The organism is Blastococcus sp. SYSU DS0973 (genome assembly GCF_054051055.1).
In genome coordinates, this window is the sequence record NZ_JBJHAN010000009.1 from 142,269 (window position 1) to 158,253 (window position 15,985).

Here is a 15,985-nt window from a genome sequence, read left to right on the forward strand (position 1 = left end):
GGAGGCGTCAGGCCGGCAGCGGCACCGACCACTGGATCGCGGTGCCGGAGGGTCCCGCGGTCACCGTCATCCGGCCGCCCCGGCGCTCGGCGCGGTCGGCCAGGTTCGTGAGCCCGCTGCGCACGGTCACGGCGGGCAACCCGCAGCCGTCATCGGTGACGATGACGCAGACCGCGTCGGTGAGCGTGACCTCCACCGTCACTCGGGTGGCGCCGGCGTGCCGCACGACGTTGGTGACCAGCTCCCGGACGACCGCCGTCACGTCGCCGGCCAGGTCCGCGGGTAGGTCCTCGACCTCGCTGCGCAAGCGCAGGTCCGGGCGCAGACCGTGCCCGTCGGCGACCGACCGCACGACCTCGGCCAGCCGTTGCCGGATCGCCGCCGCCGAGGAGTCCTGCGTCACCTGCAGCTCGAAGATCGATGCGCGGATGCGGGCGATCGTGCCGTCGAGCTCGTCGACGCGCTGGGCGATGCGGTCGGCGGCCTCGGGCGCCGACTCCTCCAGGGACCGGCCGATGCGGTCCAGCGCCAGCGCGGTGGCGAAGATCCGCTGGACCACGTGATCGTGCAGGTCCCGGGCGATCCGCTCCCGGTCGGCCTGCACCTGCAGCCGCTGCTCGCGCTCCTGGCTGCGCACCAGCTCCATCGCCACGGTGGCCTGGGTGGCGAAGGCCGCCGCCGGGTCCAGCACCGCCGGGTCGAACGGTGGCCGGCCTTTGATCCGCAGTGCGACCAGCGTGCTGGTCGGGGAGGGCCCGCCGAGGGGGAGGAACAGCGCCGGGCCGTATCGCTCGGTGAGCTGGCCGATGACCTTCGCGTTCGTCGGCTCGGCGGGCGGGAAGGCGGCGCTGTCGACCAGCAGCGGCGTCCCCGACCGGTGCGACGCCCCGAGCCGGGTGTCGCCCAGCGGGACCAGCAGCCCCTCGGTGTCGGCGGCGCTCGGGCCGACGGCCGCTGTCACCACGAAGGTGTCCTCGTCGCCGGGGACCGGAGCCAGCAGCCCGACGGCGTCAGCGCCCGACAGCTCGGCGACGCGGGCGGCGGCGGCCCGCAGCACCTCGTCGGCCGGCCGCCCCGAGAGCAGCGCCGTGGCGATCTCGGTGCCCGCCTGGGACCACGCGCGGCGCTGCTCGGCGTGCTCCAGCAGCCGGGCGTTCTCGATGGCCAGCCCCGCGACCGCGGCCAGCCCCTGGGCCACCTCGAGGTCGGCCTCGGTGAATGCCGTGCCGGTGCGCTTCTCGGTGAGGTACAGGTTGCCGAACACCGAGTCTCGGACCCGGACCGGCACACCCAGGAACGACCGCATGGGCGGATGCCCGGCCGGGATGCCGACGGACGCCGGGTGCCGGCCCAGATCGGCCAGCCGCAAGGGAACCGGCTCCGCGACCAGCAGCCCGAGGATGCCGTCACCGGCCGGGGGGCGGCCGATCCGTTCGTGGTCCTCGGGGTCCATACCCACCGTGACGAATCGGTCCAGGCCGGAACCGTCGGGCGTCAGCACGCCGAGCGCCCCGAAGGTTGCGTCCACGTGGCGGACGGCCGCCGCGACGATCTCGTGGAGGGTCGCCTCGAGCTGCCCGCTCGACGCGGCCGCGAGCACCGCAGCGGTGAGCGCCGCGGCGTCGTCGGTCACCGCCGGCACCGGCGGTCGGGCGGGGACACGGCCCGACCGTAGGAGCCTCGACGCTCCCAGGGAAGCGCTGCGCCCATCCTGGTGCGAAACGGGCTCGTCCCAAAGGGACCAAAGGCCCGGCGCGGGGCCGGAACTCGGCGGTACGCGACGAGGCCCCGGTCGGATCGACCGGGGCCTCGTCGGCGGCGTCTGCACGCGTCGTGGAGCGGGTGACGAGAATCGAACTCGCACTGTCAGCTTGGGAAGCTGATGTTCTACCATTGAACTACACCCGCGAACGGCGACGAGACTACCTGGTCGACTCCCGGACGCGACAGGCACCTCCGGTCAGCGGCGGATCGGCGCGCGGGAGCCCGTCATCTCGCCGACGGCGAACCTTTGTCGGCCTCGCCGGCGCGGGCGGCCTCGATCGTGGCGGGCTGGGTGCATTCACCCGCAGGGAGCGGAACAGCAGTCCCTAGACTCCGCGCCATGCTGCTGAGCGACCGCGACATCACGGCCGCGATCGCCGGGGGACGCCTCGGCATCGAGCCCTACGACCCCGGGCTGGTGCAGCCGTCGAGCATCGACGTCCGGCTGGACCGGTACTTCCGGGTGTTCAACAACGCCCGGTACACCCACATCGACCCGGCCGAGCAGCAGGACGACCTCACCACCCTGGTCGAGCCCGACGGTGACGAGCCGTTCGTGCTGCACCCGGGGGAGTTCGTGCTCGGCTCGACGCTCGAGGTCGTGCGCATCCCCGACGACCTCGCCGCCCGGCTGGAGGGCAAGTCCTCGCTGGGCCGGCTCGGGCTGCTGACCCACTCGACGGCGGGCTTCGTCGACCCCGGGTTCTCCGGGCACATCACGCTGGAGCTGTCCAACGTGGCGAACCTGCCGATCACGCTGTGGCCGGGCATGAAGATCGGCCAGCTGTGCCTGTTCCGGCTGACCAGCGCCGCCGAGCACCCGTACGGCTCCGCGGTCTACGGCTCGCGGTACCAGGACCAGCGCGGCCCCACGCCGTCGCGGTCGTTCCGGAACTTCACCCGCGCGGAGACGCGGCGGCCCTAGTCGCGCGGCGGCCGGGTGTCCGTGACGCGGGCGGCGGCCGGGACCTCGACCCCGGCGCTCTCCAGAACGTCAGAGCGGCGCCCCGCCGGTGACCAGCCGGGCACCGACTGCTCCACCTCGTCGTCGACGAACACCTGCCGCGTGGCGATCCACCCGGCGACGGAGAGCACCGCGACGCCGGCGAGCACGATGACGAACATGCCGTCGTAGCCGCCGGTCACCCCGCGCAGCACGCCCACGAGCAGCGGGCCGGTCCCGGCGATCACGTAGCCCCAGCTCTGGCTGACGGTGGAGAGCGCGGAGACGGTCTCGGGCGTCCGGGCGCGCAGGCCGATGAGGGTCAGCACCATCGAGAACGTGCCCATGCCGACGGCCAGGAGCACCATCCAGAGCCACGGCGCGGCGGTCGGCGCCGTCCAGAGGCCCACCCACCCGGCCACGGAGCTGGCGATGAACACCAGCAGCAGCGGGCGCTGCAGACGCGGCCGGACGGTGAGCGACGGGATGACGGCGCTCAGCGGCAGGCCGACGACGGAGTTGAGGCCCAGGAGGAGCCCTGCGGTTGCCGCGCTCAGCCCGGAGTCGCGCAGGTACTGGGCCGACCAGCCGATGACGACGTACGCCTGCAGCGCCTGGACGCCGAAGAAGGCGGTGACCGCCAGCGCCGTCGGGCTGTGCGCCAGGGCCCGCATCCGGACGGTCGTGTGGCTCCGGCGGGAGACGTCGGGAGCGGCCGGGACGGCGAGCCACACCCCCGCCGCGACGAGCGCCGGGAGCGCCCAGACGACCAGTGCCCAGCGCCAGCCCTCGCCCTGGGTGCCCGCGGCGTCGGCGATGGGCTGCGAGGCGACGGCGGCCAGGGTCGCGCCGAGGCCCATCGCCGTGCTGTAGGCGCCGACGAGGGGGCCCGTCCGTCCCGGGAAGTGGCGCTTCACCAGGCCCGGGAGCATCACGTTGCCCAGCGCCCCGCCGGCCATGGCCGCCGCCGTGCCGGCGAGGAACACCGGGAAGGCGTCGGCCGTGCTGCGGAGCGCCAGGCCGGCGGTCATCGCGACCAGGGCGCCCGCGAGCACGTGGGCGTCGCGATAGCGCGCCGACAGCGCCGGACCGGCGAACCCGATGAGCGCGAAGCAGATCACCGGCATCGTGGTGATGACCCCGGCCAGGCTGCTGGAGATGCCCAGCCCCCGCTCGATCTCCTGCAGCACCGGGCCGACGCTGGTGACCGCCGTGCGGAGGTTCAGCGCGGTGAGCACGATGGCGACGGCCATCAACCCGAGACCCCGGCGGCGGTCGGTGCCGGTGGTGTTGCGGGCGGGGGCATTGCGCGTCACCCGCAGAGCGTCTCCCATGACCGGCCGCAGCTCGACCTCGGGTCGGTGCGCGGGACAACCACCTGGCCGGCCACCCGGGGCCGGCGGAGCCGGGAGCCCCGAGCGACGACGGCGGGCGGGGGGGGGGCGCGGGGGGGGGGGGGGCGGGGGGGCCGGGGGGGGCGGCGGGGGGGCCCGCCCCGCCCGCCCCCCCCCCCCCCCCCCCCCCCCCCCCCCCCCCCCCCCCCCCCCCCCCCCCCCCCCCCCCCCCCCCCCCCCCCCCCCCCCCCCCCCCCCCCCCCCCCCCCCCCCCCCCCCCGCCGTGGTGCGGTGGATCAGGCCTGCGGACCGTGCTCCGTGGCCGCGGAGCCCTCGCCGGCCGGGTCGGCGCCGGGCGAGGTCCCGACGTCGGGGCCGGAGTCCGCGCCCTGCGCCGAGACCGCGACCGGCTGCATGGAGCGCAGCAGGATCTGGCTGACGTCGAGCACCTCGACGTGCTCGGCCGCCTCACCGTTCTGCTTCTTGGAGGTCAGCGCGTCGCTCAGCATCGTGATGCAGAACGGGCACGCGGTCGAGATGACGTCGGGGTCGAGCTCGAGCGCCTCCTCGGTGCGCTCCATGTTGATCCGCTTGCCGATCTTCTCCTCCATCCACATGCGGGCACCGCCGGCGCCGCAGCAGAAGCCGCGGTCCTTGCAGCGGTGCATCTCCTGGGTCGACAGGCCCTGCACGGAGTCGAGGATTTCCCGCGGGGGCGTGTAGACCTTGTTGTGCCGGCCCAGGAAGCACGGGTCGTGGTAGGTGACCTTGCGGTCGACCGGCGTGACCGGGGTCAGCCGGCCCTCCTCCACCAGCTTGCCGAGCAGCTGGGTGTGGTGGACGACCTCGTACTCGCCGCCCACCTGCGGGTACTCCCGGCCCAGCGAGTTGAAGCAGTGCGGGCAGGTGGCGACGATCTTGCGGGTGCCGGGCACCCGGCCCTCGAAGACGCCGTTGAGGGTTTCGACGTTCTCCATGGCCAGCTGCTGGAACAGGAACTCGTTGCCCATCCGGCGGGCGGGGTCGCCCGAGCAGGTCTCCCCGTTGCCCAGGACGGCGAACTCCACCCCGGCCGTGTTCAGCAGCTCGGCGACGGCCTTGGTGACCTTCTTGGCGCGGTCGTCGACGGCGCCGGCGCAGCCGACCCAGAACAGGTACTCGACCTCGTGCGGCAGCGGGCCGTCGGCCACGCGGACGTCGAAGTCCAGCTCCTTGATCCAGTCCTCGCGGACGTTGCCGCCCATGCCCCACGGGTTCCCGCGCTTCTCGAGGTTCGTCATCATGACGCCGGCCTCGGAGGGGAAGTTCGACTCGATCAGGACCTGGTAGCGGCGCATGTCCTCGATGTGGTCGACGTGCTCGATGTCGACCGGGCACTGCTCGACGCAGGCGCCGCAGTTGGTGCAGCTCCACAGGACGTCGGGGTCGATGACCCCGCCCTCCTCCAGCGTGCCGACCAGCGGCCGGTGCGCCTGCGCGTCGTTGGTGCCCTCGATGCGGGCGTAACCCGACGCCCAGACCTGCTCGTCGCTGGGCTTGAGGACGTCGTAGTCGGGCGCGGTCTCCGACGCCGTCTTCTCACCGAGCAGGTAGGGGGCCTTCGCGTAGAGGTGGTCCCGCAGGTCCATGACCACCATCTTCGGCGACAGGGGCTTGCCGGTGTTCCACGCCGGGCACTGGCTCTGGCACCGCCCGCACTCGGTGCAGGTGGTGAAGTCCAGCATCCCCTTCCAGGTGAAGTCCTCGATCTTCCCGCGGCCGAAGACGTCGTCCTCGCCCGGGTCCTCGAAGTCGATGGGCTTGCCGCCGGAGGTCATCGCGGGCAGCGGGCCGAGCGCCGGGGCGCCGTCGGCCTCGCGCTTGAAGTAGATGTTCGGGAAGGCGCTGAACCGGTGCCAGGCAACGCCCATGTTGAGGGTGCGGCTGAGAACGACCAGCCAGGTCAGCGACACCACGATCTTGATGAAGGCGATGATGGAGACCAGGTCCGGGTTGTCCGGGAAGAAGGTCGACAGCGCGCTGGAGACCGGATGCGACCAGGTGGGCGCGAAGTCCAGGCCCGAGGCGATCTTGGCCGCGCGGATGCCCAGGATGCAGAGCCCGACCAGCAGGACGACGGACTCGACGAAGTAGGCACGGCCCTCGTTGGACCCGGCGAACCGACTGCTCCGGCCCTTCCGGCGCGGGTGGTCGCGCTGACGGAGGGCGATCAGCACGAGGATCCCGACGACCGTGCCGGTACCGATGATGTCGACGAAGAGGTTCCACACGCTCCACGCACCGATGAGCGGCAGGTGGAACGCCGGGTTGAAGACTTCGGCAAAAGCCTCGACCAGCGTCAGGAACAGCCCGTAGAAGCCGATGAACACGAACCAGTGGGCGATCCCCTGGGGCGTCCACTTGAGCATCCGGGTGTGCGCCAGCGATTCGATGGCCAGCGTCTTCAGGCGCGTCTTGACCGGACCGAAGCGGGTGCCGTCGGGCTGGCCGGTGCGGATGATCCGCACCATCGCCCGGACGGCCCGGTAGGCCATCACGGACGACACGATCAGGAACAGGACGCTGATCGTCCCCAGGACGATCTGCAGCGGGCCCGTCATGTTTTCCCCTCCCGTACGCCTCGTGGCGTCGGCCGACCCCCCGCCGGCCACACGGGCGACGGGGCTGTGTGTGGTGCGCGCGCCGCTGCACCGGCGCTCGGATCGCGTACGGACACCGCTGCCCGCACTGCGACGCACGATAGCGGGCGCGCCGAAAGGCTACTCGTGGGTAAGGACAGCGCGCCGCCCCCGGGCTCCTGGCGGCACCTGTGCGCCGCGCCCATGGGGGGCGGACCCCGACCGGGCGCCACCCGGCCTGGGCCTCGACCTCGCCGTACGGGCGCGGTCCACGCGGTGCCCGGCGCGGCCGGCGGCCGCGCGGCAAGGTGAACCGGGCAGCTGCGTCCGGGCGAGGTCCGCCTCCGGCGGCAGCCGTGGGGGTTGCGCGGCGAGATCCGTCCCCCCGGGAACACTGTACGGCTTCCTGCCGTTAGGCTGGGCAGGAAAGTTGAGTGAACTCGGCGCAAGGACGCCGTGCCGCCCGGTTCCTCGGCTGCCCCCCCACGGACCAGTACCACCCCAGCACACGGAAGAGAGGCCATCTCCATGGCTCGAGCGGTCGGTATCGACCTCGGCACCACCAACTCCGTCGTCACCGTCCTGGAGGGCGGCGAGCCGACGGTCATCGCCAACTCCGAGGGTTCGCGCACCACCCCCTCGGTCGTCGCCTTCGCCAAGAACGGCGAGGTGCTCGTCGGCCAGTCGGCGAAGAACCAGGCGGTCACCAACGTCGACCGCACCATCCGGTCGGTCAAGCGTCACATGGGCACCGACTGGAAGACCGGCGCGATCGACGGCAAGAACTACACGCCGCAGGAGATCTCTGCCCGCATCCTGCAGAAGCTCAAGCGGGACGCCGAGACCTACCTGGGCGAGCCGGTCACCGACGCCGTCATCACCGTTCCGGCCTACTTCGAGGACGCGCAGCGCCAGGCCACCAAGGAGGCCGGTGAGATCGCGGGCCTCAACGTCCTGCGCATCGTCAACGAGCCGACCGCCGCCGCACTGGCGTACGGGCTGGACAAGGGCGAGACCGAGCAGACCATCCTCGTCTTCGACCTCGGTGGCGGCACCTTCGACGTCTCCCTGCTCGAGATCGGGGACGGCGTCATCGAGGTGAAGGCCACCGCCGGTGACAACCACCTCGGTGGTGACGACTGGGACGAGCGCGTCGTCAAGCACCTGGTGCAGACGTTCAACGCCTCCAACGGCATCGACCTGTCCAAGGACAAGCTGGCCATGCAGCGGCTCCGCGAGGCCGCCGAGAAGGCCAAGATCGAGCTGTCGGGCGCGCAGTCGACGAACGTCAACCTGCCCTACATCACCGCCGGCGCCGAGGGCCCGCTGCATCTGGACATCACGATCACCCGGGCGGAGTTCCAGCGGCTGACCCAGGACCTGCTCGACCGCGCCCGCGCGCCGTTCAACCAGGCGATCCGCGACGCCGGCATCTCCGTCGGCCAGATCGACCACGTCGTCCTGGTCGGTGGCTCGACCCGCATGCCGGCCGTCTCCGACCTGGTGCGCGAGCTGACCGGCGGCAAGGAGCCCAACAAGGGCGTCAACCCCGACGAGGTCGTGGCCATCGGTGCCGCGCTGCAGGCCGGTGTCCTGCGCGGCGAGGTCAAGGACGTCCTGCTCCTCGACGTCACCCCGCTGTCCCTGGGCATCGAGACCAAGGGCGGGATCATGACCAAGCTCATCGAGCGCAACACCACGATCCCGACCAAGCGCTCGGAGATTTTCACGACGGCCGACGACAACCAGCCGTCCGTGCAGATCCAGGTGTTCCAGGGCGAGCGCGAGATGGCGATGTACAACAAGAAGCTCGGCATGTTCGAGCTCACCGGGCTGCCCCCGGCGCCCCGCGGCGTCCCGCAGATCGAGGTCGCCTTCGACATCGACGCCAACGGCATCGTCCACGTCCACGCCAAGGACCTGGGCACGGGCAAGGAGCAGTCGATGACCATCACCGGCGGCTCGGCCCTCCCCAAGGAGGACATCGAGCGGATGATGAAGGACGCCGAGGCGCACGCCGAGGAGGACAAGCGCCGCCGCGAGGAGGCCGAGACCCGCAACCTCGCCGAGTCGCTGCAGTACCAGACCGAGAAGTTCCTGGCCGAGAACGGCGACAAGATCCCGGCCGAGAAGAAGGACGAGCTCGGCGAGGCGCTCACCGAGCTGCGCAGCGCGCTGGGCGGCTCGGACATCGAGGCGATCAAGTCCGCGCAGGAGAAGGTGGCCCGTGTGTCGCAGGAGGTCGGCGGGGCGCTGTACGCCCAGCAGTCCGAGGCGGCCGGTGGCGCTCCCGGTGCGGAGGCCGGGGCGGCGGAGGGCGGCGCGACGACGAACGACGACGACGTCGTCGACGCCGAGATCGTCGACGAGGACAACGACCGCCGATGAGTTCGGGGGACGAGCAGCCGCGGGTGGTCATCCGTGACAAGCGGCGGATCGACCCCACCACTGGTGCAGTACGGACGCCGGCCGGCGAGCAGCCGGCCGGCGTCCGGTCCGGTACCGACCTCCCAGGGGAGCAGATGAGCGAGCACGAGACTCCGGTCGCCGAGCAGGCACCGCCGCAGGAGCCCACCGCACCGCAGCAGATCGCTGACGGTGAGGACCTGGCGAGGCAGCTGGCCGAGCGCACCGAGGACCTCCAGCGGGTCACGGCCGAGTACGCCAACTACCGACGGCGGATCGACCGGGACCGGACGCTGGCCGTCGACCAGGCGGCCGAGCGGTTCGCCACCCAGCTGTTCCCGATCGTCGACGACATCGAGCGGGCCCGGGACCACGGTGACCTCACCGGGGCCTTCAAGCTCGTGGCCGACCGCATCCTGGGGCTGCTCGACGGCCTGGGCGTGGAGGCCTTCGGGGCAGCCGGCGACGAGTTCGACCCGTCGCTGCACGAGGCCGTCATGCACGACACCTCCGCCGAGGTGAGCGTGCCGACGGCGACCACGGTGCTCCGGCGGGGCTACCGCCGGGGCGACCGGGTGCTGCGGACGGCGATGGTGGCCGTCACCGAGCCCGAGGCTCCGGCACCGGCCCCCGCTGCCGCCGAGGGGGCCGAGCCGACCGACCCGGCCGCCGGCTGAGCGGCGTCGGACCGAGCGCGAGAGGGAGCCGGATGAACCAGCCGAAGGCTTCCGGTTCCTCACCGGAGGTGGGTCGATGAGCACCCGTGACTTCATCGAGAAGGACTACTACGGCGCGCTCGGCGTTCCCCAGGACGCCGACGCAGCCGCGATCAAGAAGGCGTACCGCAAGCTGGCCACGGAGCTGCACCCGGACAAGAACCCGGGGAACGCCGACGCCGAGGCCCGCTTCAAGGACGTCTCCGAGGCCTACGACGTCCTCTCCGACCCCAAGCGGCGCGGGGAGTACGACGAGGCGCGACGGCTGTTCGGCGCCGGGGGAGCCGGTGCGCGGGCCGGGTTCCCCGGCGGCTTCCCGGGGGCGGGCCCCGGCGGCCAGCCCTTCGACCTCGGCGACCTGTTCGGTGCCGCCGGGGGCGGCGCGGGGGCCCGGGGCGCCGGCGGGCTGGGCGACATCCTCGGTGGCCTCTTCGGGGGCGCCGGCGGTGGCGCCCGCGCCCGCAGCCAGGCCGCGTCCGGGCCCGCGCGTGGCCAGGACGTCGAGACCGAGGCGACGCTGTCGTTCGACGAGGCCGTGCTGGGAGTGACGGTCCCGCTGCGCATGCAGAGCCCGGGCAGCTGCCCGACCTGCGCGGGCAGCGGCGCCAAGCCCGGCACCAGCCCGCACACCTGCCCGGTCTGCCAGGGCGCGGGGGTGACCAGCCGGAGCCAGGGAGCGTTCGCCTTCTCCGAGCCCTGCCGCAACTGCCGCGGCAGCGGGCAGGTGGTCGACGACCCGTGCCCGACCTGCGCCGGCAGCGGGATCACCAGCCAGACCCGCACGATCACCGTGCGGATCCCGGCCGGGGTCAAGGACGGTCAGCGCATCCGGCTGCCCGGGAAGGGTGCGCCCGGCCGGCGCGGCGGGCCCGCCGGTGACCTGTTCGTCGTCGTGCACGTCTCCGAGCACTCGCTGTTCGGCCGCAAGGGCGACGACCTGACGCTCACCGTGCCGATCACCTTCGCCGAGGCGGCGCTGGGCACCACGCTCACCGTGCCCACGCTGGACGGGAGCGTGTCGCTCAAGGTCCCGGCCGGTACCGCGAGCGGCCGCACGCTGCGGGTCCGCGGCCGCGGCGCCCCGGGGAAGGGTCGCTCCGGTGACCTGCTGGTCACCGTGGAGATCGCCGTCCCCGCCCGGCTCACCCCGGCGCAGCGCAAGGTGATCGAGAACCTGGCCGAGGAGATGGACGAGGACCCGCGCCCGCAGATCACCGCCGCGGTGCGGGCCGGAGGCGAAAGATGACCATGCCACCGGGTGCGGACGTGGGGCGGGCCGTCGCCGAGGACGCGCCGGTCTTCGTGATCTCCGTGGCCGCCGAGCTGGCCGGCATGCACGCCCAGACCCTCCGCCAGTACGACCGGCTGGGGCTGGTCAGCCCCGGCCGGACGCCCGGCGGCGGGCGCCGCTACAGCCCGCGCGACGTCGCGCTGCTGCGCGAGGTGCAGCGGCTCTCCCAGGAGGACGGCGTCAACCTGGCCGGCATCAAGCGGATCATCGAGCTCGAGTCGCAGGTGGAGGCGCTGCAGGCGCGGGTGCACGAGCTGCTCGCCGAGCTGCAGCACTCGGAGAACCGACGGATGGCGGCGGAGGCAGCGGTTCCGGCGGTCTACCGTGCGGACCTGGTGCCGCACCGGCGGCCGAGCTCGGCGCTCGTCGTCTGGCGGCCGGGGGGTGCCCGGTGAGCGGCCCGGGCATCGACGCCCACGAGGCGTACGTCGCGCTGGAGCGCGAGATCGGGCTGCTGCTGCGGCGCTCGCGCGCCATCTCCACCCGGCTGGCCCGTGAACTGCACCCGGACCTGGACGGCGCCGCCTACGGGCTGCTGGCGCTGCTGCAGGACACCGGGCCGTTGCGGGCGAGCGACCTGGTGGCGCGGCTCGGCCTGGACAAGAGCACCGTCAGCCGGCAGCTCTCCAGCCTGGTGGACCTCGGGCTCGTCGAGCGGGGCGCCGATCCGGACGACGGCCGGGCGCAGGTGCTCACGCCGTCGGCCGAGGGCGCGGCGCGGCTGGCGCGCATCCGGAGCGTGCGGCGCGCCCGCTGGGAGAGCGACCTCGCCGGCTGGCCCGCCGAGGACGTCGCGACGCTCGCCGTCCTCCTCGAGCGGCTCAACCGGATCGGCGAGGCGCGCGAGGCCGAGTCGAAGGACTGACACCTCGGTCGACACCGACCATCGAGGGTCGGAACGCCGACGTCGAGCGCACCCGCGAGCCGGCGCGCGCCGGATCGGGGCCCGCCACCCGCTGACCGGACCCGGCGACGGCCCGCCTCTCCCGAGGGGAGGCGGGCCGTCGCCGGTCCAGCCGGGGGGGTCAGCCCTCCAGGGATGCGTCCAGGGTGATCTCGGTGCCGGCCAGGGCCTTGCTCACCGGGCAGCCGGCCTTGGCGGCCTGTGCCGCCTTGTCGAAGCCGCCGGCGTCGAGGCCCTCGACCTCACCCCGCACGGTCAGCGTGATGCCGGTGATGGCCGGGGCTCCGTCCTTCTGGCCCAGCGTGACGTCGGCGGAGACCTCGAGAGACTGCGGCGTCCCACCGGCCTTGCCGATCTCGCTGGACAGCGCCATCGCGAAGCAGGCCGAGTGGGCCGCTGCGATGAGCTCCTCGGGGCTCGTGGTCCCCCCGGCCTCGTCTGCGGTGCGCTTCGGGAAGGACACCTCGTAGGTGCCGATCTTGGAGCTGGCGAGCTCGACCTGTCCGGAGCCCTCCTGGAGCGTGCCGTTCCAGGCCGTGCGAGCGGTGCGAGTGGGCATGCTGCCCCTTCCGGGCCGTGGCCGCCCTCGGCTCGGGCGGCGCCGTGGCCGCCTCCTACCCGCGCGGCGGACGCCCTACCGTCCGGAGCCCGAGCCGTCCTCGGTCGCCGCGCTCCCGTTGACCCGGTCGGTGAGCAGTCGGAGGCGGAACTTCAGGTCGTCGAACTCGGTCGCGTCGAAGCCGATGGCGGCGATCATCTCCGCGGAGATCGCCTCGGCCTTGTCCTGCAGCGCCCGCCCGGCGTCGGTCAGGGCGATCGCGACCGACCGCTCGTCCTCGATCCGCCGGTGCCGGGTGACCAGCCCGGCAGCGGTGAGCCGCTTGAGCAGGGGGGAGAGGGTGCCGCTGTCCAGGGCCAGCCGCGAGCCCAGCTGGCCGACGGTCTGGTTGTCCGACTCCCAGAGCAGCAGCATCACGAGGTACTGCGGGTAGGTCAGACCGATCGCGTCGAGCATGGGGCGGTACCGGGCGGTCACGGCCCGGGAGGCCGCGTACAGCGCGAAGCACAGCTGGTCGTCGAGCGCCGCGCTCGGAGCCGGCAGAGCGGTCATGCCCCGGAGTCTAGGGGACGCCGCTCGCCGGGCCGGGACCTTCCGCCCCCCGCCCCCCGAGGGAGGGGTGCCCGTCCGGAGGGGGGCTGGCGGAGCGGTCGCCCGCAGAAACTGGCAGAGTTGAGCGGAACAGACTCAACCCCCGGCTCGTTGCAGCAGGCAGAGACGCCGGCCACGGACGGGCGGCGTGCCGGAGACACGAAAGGACGTGCGCCCCAGCATGGAGAGCAAGCTCACGACCCGTTCGCAGGAGGCCGTCGCCGGTGCCCAGCGCCTGGCCGTCGACCGGGGTCAGGCGGCCCTCGAGCCGCTGCACCTGCTCGTCGCCCTGCTGGAGCAGACCGACGGCATCGCCGGCCCGCTGCTGACCGCGGTGGGTGCCGACCCGCTCGACGTGCGCAGCAAGGCCGACGCCGCCCTGCGGCGGATGCCGAGCGTCAGCGGGTCGACGGTGTCCGCGCCCTCGCCGTCGCGGGAGTTCCTGCGGGTGATCAACGCCGCGGGGGAGCAGGCCAGTGCCCTCGGGGACGAGTACGTCTCCACCGAACACCTGTTGGTCGGCCTGGCCGGTTCCGACGGCGAGGCCGGCGCGGTCCTCACCGGCTCCGGCGCCACCCGGGATGCCCTCGTAGCGGCCTTCCGCACGGTGCGCGGCAACCGCAAGGTGACGACGGCCGACCCCGAGAGCACTTTCCAGGCGCTGGAGAAGTACGCCGTCGACCTCACCGAGCGCGCCCGTGAGGGGAAGATCGACCCGGTCATCGGCCGGGACACCGAGATCCGCCGGGTCGTGCAGGTGCTGTCGCGGCGGACCAAGAACAACCCGGTGCTCATCGGTGAGCCGGGCGTCGGCAAGACGGCGATCGTCGAGGGCCTGGCCCAGCGGATCGTCGCCGGCGACGTGCCCGAGAGCCTCAAGGGCAAGCGCCTCATGGCGCTCGACCTGGGCTCGATGGTCGCCGGCGCCAAGTACCGCGGCGAGTTCGAGGAGCGGCTCAAGGCCGTCCTCCAGGAGATCACCGAGGCCGAGGGCCAGGTCGTCACGTTCATCGATGAGCTGCACACCATCGTGGGCGCCGGCGCGACCGGCGACTCCGCGATGGACGCCGGCAACATGATCAAGCCGATGCTCGCCCGCGGCGAGCTGCGCATGGTCGGCGCGACCACGCTCGACGAGTACCGCGAGCACATCGAGAAGGACCCCGCCCTCGAGCGCCGCTTCCAGCAGGTCTTCGTCGGCGAGCCCTCGGTCGAGGACACCATCGGCATCCTCCGCGGGCTCAAGGAGCGCTACGAGGTGCACCACGGCGTCCGCATCACCGACGGCGCCATCGTCGCCGCGGCGACCCTGTCCGACCGGTACGTCACGTCCCGGTTCCTGCCCGACAAGGCGATCGACCTGGTCGACGAGGCCGCCAGCCGGCTGCGCATGGAGATCGACAGCCGTCCCGTCGAGGTGGACGAGGTCGAGCGCGCGGTGCGGCGGCTGGAGATCGAGGAGATGGCGCTGGCCAAGGAGGACGACGCGTCGTCCCTGGAGCGGCTGGCCGCGCTCCGCGAGGACCTCGCCGACAAGCGCGAGGAGCTCGCCGAGCTGACGGCCCGCTGGCAGCAGGACAAGAGCGCCATCGGCCGGATCCAGCACATCAAGGAGGAGCTGGAGCGGCTGCGCACCGACGCCGAGCGCGCCGAGCGCGACGGCGACCTGGCCCGCGTGGCCGAGTTGCGCTACGGCCGGCTGCCGCAGCTGGAGAAGGCGCTCGCCGAGGCCGAGGCGTCGGTCGCGGAGCAGGACTCCATGCTCAAGGAGGAGGTCGGCCCCGACGACATCGCCGAGGTCGTCCAGGCCTGGACCGGCATTCCCGCGGGGCGGCTGCTCGAGGGCGAGACCCAGAAGCTGCTGCGCATGGAGGAGGAGCTGGGCCGGCGGGTCGTCGGGCAACCGGATGCGGTGCGCGCCGTCTCGGATGCGGTGCGCCGGGCGCGCTCCGGCGTCGCCGACCCCGACCGCCCCACCGGTTCGTTCGTGTTCCTCGGTCCGACCGGCGTCGGCAAGACCGAGCTGGCCAAGGCGCTGGCGGGGTTCCTCTTCGACGACGAGCGCGCCATGGTCCGCATCGACATGAGCGAGTACTCCGAGAAGCACTCGGTGGCCCGCCTGGTGGGTGCGCCTCCCGGCTACGTCGGCTACGAGGCCGGCGGGCAGCTCACCGAGGCCGTCCGGCGCCGCCCCTACACCGTCGTCCTGCTGGACGAGGTGGAGAAGGCGCACCCCGACGTCTTCGACGTGCTGCTGCAGGTGCTCGACGACGGCCGGCTGACCGACGGCCAGGGCCGGACGGTGGACTTCCGGAACACCATCCTGATCCTGACCTCGAACCTCGGCTCGCAGATCATCGCCGACCAGTCGGTGCCCGAGGCCCGGCGGCGCGACGCGGTGCTCGAGGTGGTGCGGTCGCACTTCAAGCCCGAGTTCCTGAACCGGCTCGACGACGTGGTGGTGTTCCGGGCGCTGGGCACCGACGAGCTGGCCGGGATCGTCGACATCCAGGTCGACGTCCTCGCCCGCCGGCTGGCGGCCCGCCGGCTGACCCTCACCGTCACCGATGCCGCTCGCGAGTGGCTCGCGCTGAACGGGTTCGACCCCGTGTACGGGGCCCGGCCGCTGCGCCGGCTGGTGCAGTCGGCCATCGGCGACCAGCTGGCCCGGGCGCTGCTGGCCGGTGACATCCGGGACGGCGACGAGGTCGTCGTCGACTGGGTGGCCGGGGAGGCCGACACCGGGCTGCAGGTCACCCGGGCGTAGCGGTGGGGGGGGGGGGGGGGGGGGGGGGGGGGGGGGGGGGGGGGGGGGGCGGGGGGGGGGGGGGGGGGGGCGGGGGGGGGCGGGGGGCGTGG

At 73.2% G+C, this 15,985-nt stretch carries 12 protein-coding genes and 1 tRNA gene; 7 read left to right on the top strand and 6 right to left on the bottom strand.

The genetic code is table 11. The annotated features are described in order from the left end of the window. Nucleotides 1-7 precede the first annotated feature (7 nt). Together ACI791_RS15335 and ACI791_RS15340 are read right to left on the bottom strand one after the other, a co-directional pair. The gene (locus ACI791_RS15335) at nucleotides 8-1,633 is read right to left on the bottom strand and encodes a GAF domain-containing protein (protein ID WP_456586818.1); all 1,626 of its coding nucleotides are present in this window, start codon (nucleotides 1,631-1,633) and stop codon (nucleotides 8-10) included. Between the two features lie 201 nt (nucleotides 1,634-1,834). Then, nucleotides 1,835-1,908: transfer RNA gene (locus ACI791_RS15340), tRNA-Gly, on the bottom strand. A 196-nt stretch (nucleotides 1,909-2,104) separates the two neighbouring features. On the opposite strand from ACI791_RS15340, the gene dcd reads away from it, so the two are divergent. Continuing rightward, entirely contained in the window at nucleotides 2,105-2,689 is a 585-nt protein-coding gene (gene dcd / locus ACI791_RS15345) for a dCTP deaminase (protein WP_347058278.1), read from the top strand. Here dcd and ACI791_RS15350 read toward each other — a convergent pair. Both ACI791_RS15350 and ACI791_RS15355 read right to left on the bottom strand, forming a co-directional pair. Further along, nucleotides 2,686-4,023 carry a CynX/NimT family MFS transporter gene (locus ACI791_RS15350; protein ID WP_456586819.1) on the bottom strand — a complete coding sequence of 446 codons (1,338 nt, stop codon included), beginning with the start codon at nucleotides 4,021-4,023 and terminating at the stop codon, nucleotides 2,686-2,688. The genes dcd and ACI791_RS15350 overlap by 4 nt on opposite strands. 314 nt (nucleotides 4,024-4,337) lie before the next feature. After that, complete coding sequence (locus tag ACI791_RS15355; protein WP_456586820.1) at nucleotides 4,338-6,641, bottom strand: heterodisulfide reductase-related iron-sulfur binding cluster; 2,304 nt, start codon at nucleotides 6,639-6,641, stop codon at nucleotides 4,338-4,340. A 546-nt stretch (nucleotides 6,642-7,187) separates the two neighbouring features. Here ACI791_RS15355 and dnaK point away from each other — a divergent pair. The 5 genes from dnaK (at nucleotide 7,188) to ACI791_RS15380 (ending at nucleotide 11,937) form a co-directional block, all read left to right on the top strand. Beyond that, entirely contained in the window at nucleotides 7,188-9,047 is a 1,860-nt protein-coding gene (gene dnaK / locus ACI791_RS15360) for a molecular chaperone DnaK (protein WP_456586821.1), read from the top strand. Then, nucleotides 9,044-9,742 carry a nucleotide exchange factor GrpE gene (gene grpE / locus ACI791_RS15365; protein ID WP_456586822.1) on the top strand — a complete coding sequence of 233 codons (699 nt, stop codon included), beginning with the start codon at nucleotides 9,044-9,046 and terminating at the stop codon, nucleotides 9,740-9,742. The genes dnaK and grpE overlap by 4 nt, the downstream gene beginning before the upstream one ends. Before the next feature lie 76 nt (nucleotides 9,743-9,818). Further along, entirely contained in the window at nucleotides 9,819-11,027 is a 1,209-nt protein-coding gene (dnaJ, locus tag ACI791_RS15370; protein ID WP_456586823.1) for a molecular chaperone DnaJ, read from the top strand. Beyond that, nucleotides 11,024-11,467, top strand: coding sequence for a heat shock protein transcriptional repressor HspR (locus tag ACI791_RS15375; RefSeq protein WP_456586824.1), 444 nt, complete (start codon nucleotides 11,024-11,026; stop codon nucleotides 11,465-11,467). The genes dnaJ and ACI791_RS15375 overlap by 4 nt, the downstream gene beginning before the upstream one ends. Next, nucleotides 11,464-11,937, top strand: a complete 474-nt coding sequence (locus tag ACI791_RS15380; protein WP_456586825.1) for a MarR family winged helix-turn-helix transcriptional regulator — start codon at nucleotides 11,464-11,466, stop codon at nucleotides 11,935-11,937. The genes ACI791_RS15375 and ACI791_RS15380 overlap by 4 nt, the downstream gene beginning before the upstream one ends. A 160-nt stretch (nucleotides 11,938-12,097) precedes the next feature. On the opposite strand, the gene ACI791_RS15385 is transcribed toward ACI791_RS15380, so the two are convergent. Then, nucleotides 12,098-12,535, bottom strand: a complete 438-nt coding sequence (locus tag ACI791_RS15385; protein WP_456586826.1) for an OsmC family protein — start codon at nucleotides 12,533-12,535, stop codon at nucleotides 12,098-12,100. A 75-nt stretch (nucleotides 12,536-12,610) separates the two neighbouring features. Then, nucleotides 12,611-13,087 (bottom strand): MarR family winged helix-turn-helix transcriptional regulator, encoded by a 477-nt coding sequence (locus tag ACI791_RS15390; RefSeq protein WP_456586827.1) that lies wholly within the window; start codon nucleotides 13,085-13,087, stop codon nucleotides 12,611-12,613. 187 nt (nucleotides 13,088-13,274) lie between these two features. Between ACI791_RS15390 and clpB the strand changes: the two genes are divergently transcribed. Continuing rightward, nucleotides 13,275-15,893, top strand: a complete 2,619-nt coding sequence (gene clpB, locus ACI791_RS15395) for an ATP-dependent chaperone ClpB (protein ID WP_456586828.1) — start codon at nucleotides 13,275-13,277, stop codon at nucleotides 15,891-15,893. Nucleotides 15,894-15,985 lie beyond the last annotated feature (92 nt).